Raw genomic sequence first — 12,592 nt, 5'->3', positions numbered from 1 at the left:
CGGCCGTCGCGTCCGCTCATGACGACGCCGCCGGGGCCCATTCGAGGCCCCGGCGGCGTCCTGCACGGCTCACTCCCGTCTCCGTCGGTCACGAGCGGGAGGGAGTCGGCTCAGCGGAAGGTGTGCGCCATCGCTCCGCCGCCGGTGTGGATGCCGCCGATCGGCCGGTAGTGGCGGTGGTGGTGACGCCGGTGGTGGTGGTGCTTGCACTTGTCGTGGTGGCGACCCCAGCGGTGGTCGTCACCTCTCCAGCGATCGTCGTGGCGGGTGCTCGCCACCGAGGATCCACTGTCCGTGGCGGGACCCTCGACCGCGGAGGAGGCGAACGCGGTCGGAGTCACCGCGAACACCGCGGTGATGACGGCGGAGGCGAACAGGGTACGGGCAGTGCGCATAGGAGATGTTCCTTTCTGCCTACTGCGAAGGGAGACACAGCGTCGGCCATCTGACTCACAGTAGTGATATGACCCACAGTCAGCCTTTATGCCACGTTTTCTCGCGCAAGCACGTCATCCACGAGCGACGAGCTGAGCTTTCCGGGTGGACTGCATGCGTAATTGACCCGTCAGGCCGAACGGCAGGCCGGGGCGGGTTTGTTCGCTGAGAGCTCCTGGTGTTTGACGTGTCGTGAGCCGCCGCGGCCCGGCGGCCGGTGCGTCCGCCGACGCGGAGGCAGTCGCCGCCCCGCCCCGCCCGCCTGCGCGCCTGGCCGCCTGGCTGCCACCGGCCGATCCGGTGTCAGGTCCTTTTTTGCTTTTCCGGACCCTTCAGAATTCCTTCAGGAATTCAGGACCTCTTCAGGAATTCAGGAATCCTTAAGAAAGGGGGTGCCGAGGGGCCTGGATTTATTGAGGAGAGGGCGGAAGCATAACGCGTCGCATACACGGTGTTACCGAAAGAAACGCCCGAAGGAAATCGGCGGAACGCGCTTCAAAAGGGCGACATTCGGGTGCTACGGTTCTGGCAACTCCTGGCCGAGGTGCACATCGGCCGTTCAGATTCTGCGTACCCCGGTGGCGCCCCGGTGCGTATTGCGGTGCCTGAATGGAGAACAGGGGTTTTTGGGGATTGAGCACACGGTTCGATCCCTGCACAGAAAGGACACGGACATGGACTGGGTTAGCTCCCTCGTCTCGGCCATCGGCCCGATCATTTCCAACCTGGTGACGCACTTCCTGGGTTAGGGCCTTGGACCGGGAGCCGTGAGGGTTTCTCGGTAGCGGGAGTATGGGGCGTGGAATATCCCGCCCCATACTTCTCGTTTTCCGGCCTCCGGATACTTCTCGTTGTCAGTCCGCCGGCCGCCCGCGGCTTTCAGCCCGCCGACCGTCCGCGCCCCTGGGTCAGATGCGCGAAGGCGTCCAGATTGCGGGTGGATTCGCCGCGGGAGACCCGCCACTCGTACTCCTTGCGGATGGCGGTGGCGAAGCCCATTTCGAGCAGGGTGTTGAAGCTGCCGTCGGCGTTTTCCAGGACGGTGCCGAGGATGCGGTCGAGCTCGTCGGGGGTGACGGCGGCGAGCGGGAGTTTGCCGACGAGGTAGATGTCGCCGAGCTTGTCGATGGCGTAACCGACGCCGTACAGGCGGGTGTTGCGCTCCAGCAGCCAGCGGTGCACGGCGTCGTGGTTCTCGTCGGGGTGGCGGACGACGAAGGCGTTGATGGAGAGGGAGTGCCTGCCGACGATGAGCGAGCAGGTCGTGGAGAGCTTGCGGGTGCCGGGGAGTTTGACGACGTAGGTGCCGTCGGTGGGGCTCTCCCATTCCAGGCCGGCGTCGTCCAGAGTCGCCTCGATCACCTGTCGCGCGTCGTCAGCCATGGGGTGATCGTAGGTGACGGCGTCGCTCCTGCATCGCGGCGGTGTACACCTCGGCGGTCGCCGCGGCGGCCGTGTCCCAGCCGAACGACTGGGCGTGGTGGGCGGCATCCGTGCCCATCCGGGCGGGCAGGGCCGGGTCCGCGACGAAACGGCCCAGGGCGCGGGCGTAGTCGGCGGGGTCGTGGCCGGCGACGAGGAAGCCGCTGACGCCGTCGCGTACGGCCACCGGCAGACCGCCGACCGCGGCCGCGACGACCGGGGTGCCACATGCCTGGGCCTCGATGGCGACCAGCCCGAAAGACTCGCTGTACGAGGGCATGACCAGCACGGATGCGGCGCGGTACCAGTCGGCGAGCTGCTCCTGGCCAACCGGTGGGCGGAACTGCACCAGATCGGCGATGCCGAGCCGGGCGGCCAGCTTCTGCAGGCCCTCGGGCCTGGCCAGCCCGCTGCCGCTGGGGCCGCCCACGACGGGCACCACCAGGCGGGAGCGCAGCGAGGGGTCCTCGTTCACCAGCGCGGCGACCGCCCGCAGCAGGATGTCGGGCGCCTTCAGCGGCTGTATGCGGCCGGCGAAGAGCGGGATGACCGCGTCCTGCGGCAGGCCGAGACGGGCCCGGGCCGCGGCCCGGCTCTCGGCGACCGCACCGCCGGTGGGCCGGAAGCGGTCGAGGTTGACGCCGGGGTGGACCACCGCGACCTTGTCGGGCTCGGCCTCGTAATGCCGTACGAGTTCGTCCGACTCCTCGGAGGTGTTGGCTATCAGCCGGTCCGCGGCGCGCACGATCTGCGTCTCGCCGATGACCCGGGCGGCGGGCTCGGGGGTGTCACCGTCGGCGAGGGCGGCGTTCTTGACCTTGGCCATGGTGTGCATGGCGTGCACCAGCGGGGCGCCCCAGCGTTCGGCGGCCAGCCAGCCGACATGGCCGGACAGCCAGTAGTGGGAGTGGACCAGGTCGTAATGGCCGGGCCGCTGGCCGGCCCAGGCCTGCATCACGCCGTGGGTGAAGGCACACAGCTGCGCGGGCAGCTCCTCCTTGGCCAGGCCCTCGTACGGGCCGGCGTCCACATGCCGTACGAGGACGCCGGGGGCGAGTTCGACGGCGGGCGGGAGGGTGCCGGTGGTGGCGCGGGTGAAGATCTCCACCTCGATGTTGATCGAGGCGAGCTTCCTGGCCAGCTCGACGATGTAGACGTTCATGCCGCCGGCGTCGCCGGTACCGGGCTGGTGCAGCGGGGAGGTGTGGACGCTGAGCATGGCCACCCGGCGCGGGCGGCGGGTGGCGCCGGGCAGGCGCAGCCGGGCCTGGCCCGGGAACTGGCCATGGGGACGGCTGCGGAGCCGGGACACGTATGGGCTCACGTCGAGCTACCTCCTAGGCGGGGCGGGCGGCACGCCTCCGACCCCGTCCAACAACAGACCCCGGTCATCCATTTCCGTCCGATGCCCTTCACCCATACTTTGCCAAAGCGTGACTCAGGGCAGGTCGGAGGTACCGCGGGGCGGTTCGTCGGAAGGAGGGGCCGGCCCAGCACCTCGGTGGCGCGGCCGGCCGGAGTGGCCGGCGGTACCGCGGCGGCGGCCCGCTCCCGGCCACCCCATACTCTCGACGGCATGGCCCGCCGCCCCTCCGTCCTCGCCGCCCCGGCCTCCGCACCGTCCCGACCCGTCGGAAACGCCACCCGCGGGACCACCAACCCCAACCGTCTGCGCCGCATGGACCGCTGGATAGCGGCCGAACACGGTGCCGCGCTGCGCCGCGCCGCCGACCCCGTGGCGGTCGACCTGGGGTACGGCGCGGCGCCCTGGACCGCGGTCGAGCTGCTCGGCCGGCTGCGTACGGTCCGGCCGGACGCCCGGGTCGTCGGCATCGAGATAGATCCGGCGCGGGTCGAGGCCGCCCGGTCCTACAAGCGGCCGGGGCTGGACTTCGTCCACGGCGGCTTCGAGGTGCCGCTGCCGGGCCCGCGTACCGGGGCACCGGTCCTCATACGGGCGGCGAACGTGCTGCGGCAGTACGACGAGGACGAGGTGGCCGCCGTGTGGCGGCGGCTGTGCGCGCGGCTGGCCCCCGGCGGGCTGCTGGTCGAGGGCACCTGCGACGAGATAGGACGGCGGCACGTCTGGGTGGCGCTGGGTCCCGAGGGGCCGCGCACGGTCACCTTCGCCACCCGGCTCGGCTCCCTGCGGACACCCTCCGACCTGGCCGAACGCCTCCCGAAGGCGCTGATACACCGCAATGTCCCGGGCGAAGCGGTGCATGCCTTCCTCCGGGACTTCGACCGTGCCTGGGCCACGGCCGCCCCGCTGGGCGCGCTGGGCGCCCGCCAGCGGTGGCGCGCGGCCGTCCAGGCTCTGGCCACGGACTGGCCGCTGGCCGGCGACCCCCGGCGCCGCCGCCAGGGCGAGGTCACGGTGCGGTGGGAGGCCCTGGCCCCCAGGCGCTGAGCGCCCCGCGGCGGCCGGCCGTCCGCCGTAGCTACCCGTCCGCCCCCGCGGCCGCCATGGCCCGCTGCTCCTCCGCCACCCGCGCCCCGAGCTCCCGCAGCCGGCGCTCCGTCTCCGACCCGCGCGGGGCCGTGTACGTCACCAGGGACTGGTCGGGGTCCGTGCTCAGCCGGAAGCTCTCGAAGGTGATCACGAGCTCGCCGACGTGCGGATGCAGGAGCCGCTTGGTGCCGCGCAGGCACTCGTACACCGCCTGGGTCTCCCAGAGCCGCCGGAAGTCCGCGCTGTGGTCGAGGAGTTCATTGACCACCGCACAGATCCGCGGGTCGTCGGGGTGCCGGCCGCTGTCGGCACGCAGATTGCCGACCACCTCCACGGCCTTCGCCTCCCAGTCCGGGTGCAGCGCCCGCGCCACCGGGTCGAGGAAGACCAGCAGCGCGGTGTTCCGCCGGTCCGGGGCGAGCGCCTCCAGGTCGAAGGCGAAGCGGCCGCCGAGCGTGTTCCAGGCCAGGATGTCCAGGCCGCGGCCGATGACCATGGCCGGGACCGTGGTCTCCATCGCGTCCAGCAGCTGCCGGATCTCCGGGCGCACGGTCTGCGTGGGGCCCAAGGCGGCGGGGCGGCAATCGACGGCGCCCGGGCGCCGGGGCACGGCGACGTTGCGCAGATACGTCACCTCGCCGCCGGACAGCCGCAGCGCCCGGGCGATGGCGTCCAGGACGGAGTCGGAGATGGCGTGCGCCCGGCCCTGTTCGATCCGGGTGTAGTAGTCGACGCTGATGCCGGCGAGCTGGGCGACCTCCTCGCGCCGCAGCCCGCGCACCCGGCGTCGGCCCACCCCGCCGGGCAGGCCGAGCTCGGCCGGGTCGAGCGCCGCGCGGCGCGCCTTGAGGAACGAGCCGATCTCGATTTCCGCGTACAGCATCGTTCCAGTATGCGTCGCGCGGCCCCGTCACCCTTCCGACGGCTTTGCGCCGGCGTCCGCGGTGAAGGTCTCGAAGACCTCTTCCTCAGCCGTTTCGTCCTCCTCCGGCATATCGGCAGCCGCCACCTGCGTCAGGTTGGGACCACCGCCGAGCGGGGTCCAGTACACGGAGATGAAGCCGTTCCCGGCGCCATTGGGGAGCTTGGTGTTGTTGAGGGACACCTTGACGGTGCCGCCCTTTGCGACGGGAACGGACATCTGGTTCGTCGCCGACGGCGAACCGCTGAACGTCACTTGCGGTACGGCGATGGTATGTGTCACGCCGGCGGTGGTCGCCTTGGCGGCGAAGTATGCATTGAGCTCTCGCCAGCCGGTGTTGGACGTGAAGGACAGACACGTCAGGACGACGGTGAGGAAACCGGCACCATCCGCCCGGTACGTGGTTTCTCGAAAGCCGGACGAGATGTAGTTGGAATGCAGCGTCTGCGAGCTGTTCTTGAAGATTCCGACGGCGCCGTAGGCATTGAGGTTCGTTCCCGCGGCGGTGTCGAGGCGGCCCGTCTTGAGCCAGAGATATCCGTCGGCCCCGGGATCGACGGTGAGGTTCTTGGTGGTGGTGGCCCCATTGAGCTGAGTGGTGCCGGCGACGGTGAATTTGCTCAGGACATTGACCTCGCGGCCCTCGGTGGAGAGCGTCAGCCGGCCCCCGATCGCGAGCGACCCGTAGGCACCACTGCCTTCGATGGTCCGGACGTGCAGGGTGTTTGCGGTATTGACCGTGAGGTCCTTGGTGGTGGTCGCGCCGTTGAGCCGGGTGGTGCCGTGGACGGTGAGGTTGCCGATCTCCAGGTCCGGCTTGATGACGGATACCTGGGCGGACAGGATCCGCACCACGGGGTTCGAGGCGTCGCCTGTGGTGCCCCGCAGATAGAACGTGGTATCCGACTTCACGTTGGTGATGCGCTTGCTGGTGTCCTTGGTGACATCCAGATTGGTGTCGCCGTACAGCAGCTCATAGGTGGCGTTGGCGGAGCGCTCCCAGGTCAAGGTGACCTCGCCGCCGTTGTTGATGATGAGGGGCGTGCAGATGAGGTTGCGCAGGTAGAAGTCCGCGGGGAATTTGCCCACGTGGAATGTGGTGGCCCGGGACTGGAAAGCGCTCGTTCCGGTGCGGGAACTCTCGGTGACGGTGATCGGCGAGGTACCGACCTTCCGGTTGACCGGGATATCGGACAGCTGAATGGTGAATCCGGTCTCCGGGCCGATCGGCGCATGGCCGGCCGACGGGGAGAAGACGAATTCCTTCGCGGCGGCGTCCAGCCGGGCCGTCCAGCCGGACAGGCTGATCCGCGGGGTGACCTTGGCCAGGTCCGTGGCGAGGTCCGGCGACATCGGCCCGGCCGGAACCTTGACCTTGATCCATTGCACGTCCGCGGGCGTACCGCTGTGCCGTGACCCGACGATCTGGAGCTCTCCCGTCTCCTCCGGCGCCTGGGGATTCTCCGGCGAGGCCTTCAACGGGTCCGGGCTGGTGGTGACGGTGTACGCCAGCAGGGGTTCGTTGGCGGTGGTGTCTACGGTGCGGGTCGGGGAAACCAGGCTCATCGAATGCTCCTTCAACCGTCAGGGGCCGCGCCGTCCGCTGCCGAGGAGAGGAGCGGCGCGGCCTGCGTGGTGATGCGGTCTCAGCGGTCGGTGCGGCTGTGCGCGGCGGCGTCGTCGAGGGTGAGGAAGCCGGAGCGGAGCTCGGGCCGGGCCGGCGGCAGGTCGTACTGGTCCTGGCTGAGGACGGGGAGTTGCTCCCAGGCGTCGCCGCGCCGCTCGGTCCAGGTCCACGTGCCCACGACTCCGGCCGGGGTGGGCATGAGCACGGTTTCCTCGACCTCGTCCCGGTCGCCCCGCAGTCCGGTGGTGGCGGCCAGCAGGGGGCCGGTACGGAAGGCCACCGTCATCCGGGCGACGGCCCGGTCGGTGAATTCCTGGGGGACGAGGACGCGCCGGGTGGCGAGGATGTCGGTGGTGGCGTGCACGGCGGCGCGCGGATCGAGCAGCATGGTGGCGACGGCGGTGCGGTGGTCGCCGAAGTTCAGGTGCAGGCTGGGGTCGTCGCCGATCGGCCGCAGATACTCGCCGCTGCCCCCGGCCGGGTCGATCACCGTCTCGAAGTGGTCGTAATCGTCGTCGAGGACGTATCCGACGAGGCCGTCGTCGGTCTGTCCGGCCTCGCCGAGGCGGATCGCCCAGGGGTGGTCGGGCAGGTCCTGCCGCGGCGGGTCGAACAGGGCCCGCCAGCTGACATCGGTACGCAGCGGGCCGTGCAGGTCCATGGTCAGCCGCGTGCGGACGAGGGCGAGCGGCCGGCCCAGGAAGAAGCCGAGGCCCGGGTCGGCGGGGCCGTCCGGGTCGATGGTCTCCAGGGTCCGGTCGACCGTGGCCCGGAACGCGTCGAAGGTCTGCGGGCCACGGCTCCGGACCGCGTCCAGCAGGGCGTGCGCGTGCCGCGAGCGGTCCCGCAGCTGGTCGAAGTCGGTCACCTCCGAGCCGGGCAGCACCGACCAGGAGACCTCGCGCCGTCCGGCGTCGTTCAGCGTCACCCGCAGTTCGCCGAGTGCGGCGCCGTCGGGCGCGTACACGACCAGGGATCTGTCGAGGCGGTTGTGCAGCAGCCATGCGCAGACGGGGTTGGCACCGGGGGTCAGGTCGACGTCGTCGTCCTCGGCGGCGGACAGGAAGCCGAAGCGCAGCCGGGCGGGCTGGAGCAACCGCGGGCCGAGTTCGACGAGGCGTTCGCTGTCGTAGCCGCTGACCGGGTGGGCCGGTCGCATGGTGCGGGACATCTCGGGCCGGAAGTGACTCGGGTCGCCGATCAGGTTGACCGCGCGGCCGAACCGGTCGACGACGGCCAGGTCGAGGAAGGCCAGCTGGCCGGCGCGCAGTTCCTGGAACGTCGAGGGGGGCCACTCGTCCCAGTCGCTGGCGGGCAGACCGCCGGGGTCCGGTGGCGGGTAGTCGCCGTTGCCGATGAGCGCGGCGGTCTCCCCGGTGGGCTGGAGACCGGAGAGCGGCCGGCGTTGGGCGAGGGCGGCGCCGAACCCGTCGAGGGTCTGGGAGAGCAGGTCACGGCCTCGGGCGCCGGCGCGCAGCCGGCGCATCGTGTCGGCGGGGAGGCCGGCGCGGAGGCGGGCGTAGCTCTCCAGGGCGCCGTCGAGACAGTGCCCGGCGGCGGGGGCGAGCGTCTGCCGTCCGGAGACGACCAGGGGGGTGCCGGGTTCGCCGGTGCCCTGCCATTGGTAGCGGGAGCGCTCGATGAACGCCCAGTGGTCGGTGTCGCCTTCGCGGAACGGCAGCGGGAAGTACTCGGCCTTCCACAGCAGGTACAGCGGTTGCCACGGCATGCGCCAGGCGGTGGTGCCGTAGGCGGGCAGGGTGCCGGTGACATCGCTGATCGCGCCGGTCCTCAGGGCCCGGTCGAGGATGAGGAACTCGCTGAGCAGGGCCGGGAAGCAGGCGGGCTGGTGGGTGAGGTCGAGCTGGCGGGCGACGTCGGCGACGTCGGCGGTGGTGATGCCCGAGGCGCGGGTGACCAGTCGCTCGGGGGTGCGGCACGGCAGGGGGGTGTCCCGGGTGAGCGGGGCGTGCAGGTGGGCGCCGTCGAGGGCGAGGACCGGGTCGGCGCTGTAGTCGTAGTCCTGCGCGGGGACGCGGATCAGCCGGCGGGCGGCGCGCGGACCGTGGGCGGGGTAGAGGGCGGCCGTCCGCGCGGCCAGCTCGTCCTCGGTCCTGCCCCAGGGCACGGTGCGGCGCTGTTCGGCGAGCCGGCGGGCGAGGGCGGCGACCTGGCCGGCGGCGCCCTCGGCGTACTCAAGGTCGAGTTCGTCGTCGATCCGGTCGCGGAACTCGTCGGACTGCCGCGGCAGTTGGCTGAGCCACCACAGGTGGTAGAGGCGTTCCCGGGCGGCGTCGAGAGCGGCTTCGGTGGCATCGTGCTCGGCCTGCTTGCGGTTGAGTTCGGCGACGGTGGCCGCCTCTTCCGCGCGGGCGGCCGGTGGGGTGGGAGCGCGGCCGGGGTCGTCACCGCGTTCCCCGATGAACCAGCGGTAGCCGCCCGGGACCGGGCCGAAGCCGGTGTCATGGGCGCGGCGGTCGGTGAGGATGTCGGCCTCGGGACGGTCGCGTTCGTCGAGGGCGTCGATGCCGCCGAGGAGGAAGGCGCGGAAGAGTTCCGCCTCCGGTGCGTCGAAGGCTCCGTCGCCGGCGGCCTGGGCCCCCAGCTCGGCGGCCGCCTCGGCGACGCTGTTGGCGACGATGGCGGTGACGTCGCCCCGGCGGGGGCAGTCGGATTCCGGGACCGGGCCGGTGAGGTCCCAGTCCAGGCCGAGCACGGTTCCGGTGTAGACGGAGGTGCGGATGCCGCTGCCGGAACCGGGGGGTCTGGTCCACTGCAAGCGGTCCAGGAGGGCCGTGAGGTCGTCGGCTCCGGCGAGGATGTCGCTGTCCGGATCGGCGTACCAGCCGGCGACGAAGTAGCTCAGCCGCTCCGTGTCCGCCACCCCCTCCAGCGTGTCGTGCAGGGAGAACACGTTCGTGTTGTACGGCTGGAAGACGGAGAAGGTGAGCAGACCGGGGCCGATCGCGGTGAGGAAGGGCGCGTGCGCGGTGGCCGGTTCGCGCCAGGGGCCGGTGAGTTCGTGGCACTTGCCGATCAGCGTGGCGGCCGGTTCGGCGCTGTCCGGGTCCTGGAAGGAGACGGTGCCGTCCATCGGGTCGAGGTAGTCGCTCTCGACGACCCACGCCGTCAGGGCGCGGGTGGTGTCGGTGTGGCGGACGACGAGCCACCGGTTGGGGACGAGCGGGAAGTCGCCGACGCCTTCCTCCTCGTCGTGCCGGCCGCGGGTGAGCGCGGCGGGGAGCTCCCACTGGAGGTAGACGCCGAGCCGGTCCTCGCGGCCGGTCCATTCCTCGGGACTGGAGAAGGGCTCCGGCTCGGGCGGGACGCCGTCGCCGATGTCCTTGTAGTTGGTGATCCAGCGGTTGATCACGTGCTCGTCGCCGGTGTCGCGGGTCTGCCGGTTGACGGCCAGGGCGGCGACCTCGACCGGTACGACCAGGGTGGTGTCCACGGACATGGTCCGGTGGGTCCTTTCGTTCGTCGCTCAGCGGGTGGCGGTCACGGCCGGGAGAAGGTCTGCACCTGCGGGGCGTTGATCAACTGCAGGGCGAACTGCGCGGACGAGATCCGCGGCACCCCGTGCGCCGCGGACAGGGCGGGCACCAGGGCGTCACCGCTGCCGTGGACGTTGAGCACATCGCGGCCGCCGGGGCGCAGAAAGCGGCCGAAGCCGGCCGGCCGGGGGAACTCGCCCTTGGGGTAGCCGATGCGGTCTCCGCTGATCTCGCGGAGCTCGATGGTGCCGACGTCGCCGATGCCGAAGCAGATCCCGCGCGGCGGTTCGGCCAGCTCGAAGCGGTCGATCAGGCGGGGGTAGAGCAGCAGTTGGATGTCGGTGCCGTAGACGGCGCTGCGCAGCGGTTCGACGGGCGTGCCGCCGGAGTAGGCGGTGACGATGGTGCGGGGCCAGTCGGGGACCAGGTGCGAGTGGAGCAGCACCGCGCAGGCCGGGACCGGTCCGCCGGTGGTGGCCAGTGCGTTGAGATCGGCGTCCAGCGCGTGACCGACGCCGATGCTGAGGGCACCGTCCACCGCGGCCCGGATCCAGCAGGGGTCGACGTAGGCGAAACGGATGCTCTCCGGCGGCAGGGCCCGGTCGTCGGGCACCAGGTGCTCCAGCCCGAGCATCTCCAGCCGCCGCAGCCGGTCGAGCCAGCCGGTCACGGTCGTGAACTCGTCCGCGGCGGCGCGGGTCAGGACCTCGGCAACGCCCGGCTCGGCGAGCAGCGCCCGCGGATCCGCGGGCGTGCGGCGGACGCCGGTGGCGAGGGACCGGCGCCGGCCGGCCCGCAGATCCGGCCCGGCCCCGTCCACCGCCCGGGTGAAGCGGGCGCCGTCGCCGTCCAGCAGCATCCGGTCGAAGGATGCGCAGGCCGGCGGCGCGGTGAGCGAACGGGCCGACACGGCGGCGCGGTCGGCGAGTTCGGGGTGGGCCGCCAGGCGGCGTACGGCGGTGCGGGCGGCGGACCGGAACGCCATCAGCGCGCTGCGGAACCGGTCATCGGCCAGCGCGAGGACGCGTCCGGCGGTGAAGGCGGCGGCGTAGGCGGTGTCGAAGACCCCGTACTTCTCCAGGTAGATGAGCGCTTCGCCGGGGGATTCCAGGCGGGTCGCCGCCGGGGCGGGCAGTTCGTGGGCGGGCCGGGCGGTGAGCGGGCCGCGGTGGAAGGCGACGGTGCGCTCCCCGGTCTCCAGGCGCTGCGGCAGCGCGACGGCGCCGCCTGCCATCCGGTCGAGGGCCTCTTGCTGCGGGGCCGTTGGCCGGTCCGGCGCGGCGGCCGGCACCCGCAGCCGCAGCTCCGCTTCGGGGCGCGGAGTGCTGCCGTCGGTGGTGGCCAGGTTCTGGCAGACATCGCCGAAGCCGACGCCGGAGTCCGCCTCGCTGGTGAAGGTCCAGCAGGTGAGGGAGGTCAGCCGGACGCCTTCGGACGGGGCCGGGGCGGTCAGATACGCGTCGAAGCCTTCGAGGGAGACGAGGTGCACGACGTGCCGGCCGCCCGTGGCGGCAGGGAACCGGTTCGCCACCACGACCGCGTTGAGTTCCTTCTCGTCCGGTTCCGGGTCGTCCCCGGCGCGGGTGGCGTCGGGCGGACCGCCCTCCCGGACGTGGGCGAGGTAACCCATCTCCACGGGCAGCGGTGCGACCGCGTCGAAGAGCGCCGCGGGGACCAGGACCGTCGCACAGTGCTCGTCGTACTCGTCGGGCCGCAAGCTCTCCGGCGGCAGGACGGGGGTCTTGCCGGGGCCCAGTTGGCCGTCGAGGTACTCGCGCACGGTCCCGACGGCGACGGTGCCGACGGCCTCGCGGTCCTCGGGCAGTTCGTCCTCCCGGAACAACAGCAAGGCCGTCCAGGGGACGTCGCCCGGGTGGTCCGGTCCGAGCCGGCGGCTCCACGGCAGGCCGGGGGCGTCGAGGTTGAGGTGCGGGAGGGTCTGGCTGTACGTGCCGACGGCGTCGGGCACGGGGAAGCGTGCGTTGATGCCGGCCGGGCTGACGGAAAAGCGCGGCTGGACGACGTCGAACGGCTGCGGCGTGGCATCGATGACGCGGTCGGCGCCGTCGACGGCGCGGAGGATCTGCCGGTTGTCGATCCGGTACCGGCCGGCGTAGAGGGAGGGGATGCGGTGGTCGAAGAACCGGGTGCGGTGCCGGGCGGCGGGGGTGCATGCGGTCCCAGGCCGTCGCCTCGGCCTTGCCGTAGCGTGTGGTGTCGGTGTGGGTCACCACGTT

Annotated in this window: 8 protein-coding genes; 1 reads left to right on the top strand and 7 read right to left on the bottom strand. The window is 71.8% G+C overall.

The features are described 5' to 3' along the window. Positions 1-110 precede the first annotated feature (110 nt). The 3 genes from EST92_RS10625 to mshA form a co-directional block, all read right to left on the bottom strand. Positions 111-395 carry a hypothetical protein gene (locus tag EST92_RS10625; RefSeq protein WP_129280696.1) on the bottom strand — a complete coding sequence of 95 codons (285 nt, stop codon included), beginning with the start codon at positions 393-395 and terminating at the stop codon, positions 111-113. A gap of 919 nt (positions 396-1,314) precedes the next feature. After that, complete coding sequence (locus EST92_RS10620; protein WP_129280695.1) at positions 1,315-1,818, bottom strand: YbjN domain-containing protein; 504 nt, start codon at positions 1,816-1,818, stop codon at positions 1,315-1,317. Then, entirely contained in the window at positions 1,811-3,181 is a 1,371-nt protein-coding gene (mshA, locus tag EST92_RS10615; protein ID WP_129280694.1) for a D-inositol-3-phosphate glycosyltransferase, read from the bottom strand. The genes EST92_RS10620 and mshA overlap by 8 nt, the downstream gene beginning before the upstream one ends. A gap of 252 nt (positions 3,182-3,433) precedes the next feature. On the opposite strand from mshA, the gene EST92_RS10610 reads away from it, so the two are divergent. Next, a complete protein-coding gene (locus EST92_RS10610; protein ID WP_129280693.1) occupies positions 3,434-4,267 on the top strand; it encodes a class I SAM-dependent methyltransferase in 834 nt (277 codons plus the stop codon). A 31-nt stretch (positions 4,268-4,298) separates the two neighbouring features. On the opposite strand, the gene EST92_RS10605 is transcribed toward EST92_RS10610, so the two are convergent. From EST92_RS10605 to EST92_RS10585, 4 genes are all read right to left on the bottom strand, one after another. Further along, positions 4,299-5,192 (bottom strand): helix-turn-helix domain-containing protein, encoded by an 894-nt coding sequence (locus EST92_RS10605; RefSeq protein WP_129280692.1) that lies wholly within the window; start codon positions 5,190-5,192, stop codon positions 4,299-4,301. 27 nt (positions 5,193-5,219) lie between these two features. Beyond that, entirely contained in the window at positions 5,220-6,797 is a 1,578-nt protein-coding gene (locus EST92_RS10600) for a hypothetical protein (protein WP_129280691.1), read from the bottom strand. 80 nt (positions 6,798-6,877) lie between these two features. After that, complete coding sequence (locus EST92_RS32105; protein ID WP_254068759.1) at positions 6,878-10,318, bottom strand: hypothetical protein; 3,441 nt, start codon at positions 10,316-10,318, stop codon at positions 6,878-6,880. A 41-nt stretch (positions 10,319-10,359) separates the two neighbouring features. Then, complete coding sequence (locus EST92_RS10585) at positions 10,360-12,324, bottom strand: hypothetical protein (RefSeq protein WP_254068758.1); 1,965 nt, start codon at positions 12,322-12,324, stop codon at positions 10,360-10,362. Positions 12,325-12,592 lie beyond the last annotated feature (268 nt).

Origin of the sequence: Streptomyces sp. TM32 (assembly GCF_004122755.1) — a bacterium.
Lineage (GTDB): Bacteria > Actinomycetota > Actinomycetes > Streptomycetales > Streptomycetaceae > Streptomyces > Streptomyces sioyaensis.
This window is presented reverse-complemented; position numbering and strand designations above follow the sequence as displayed.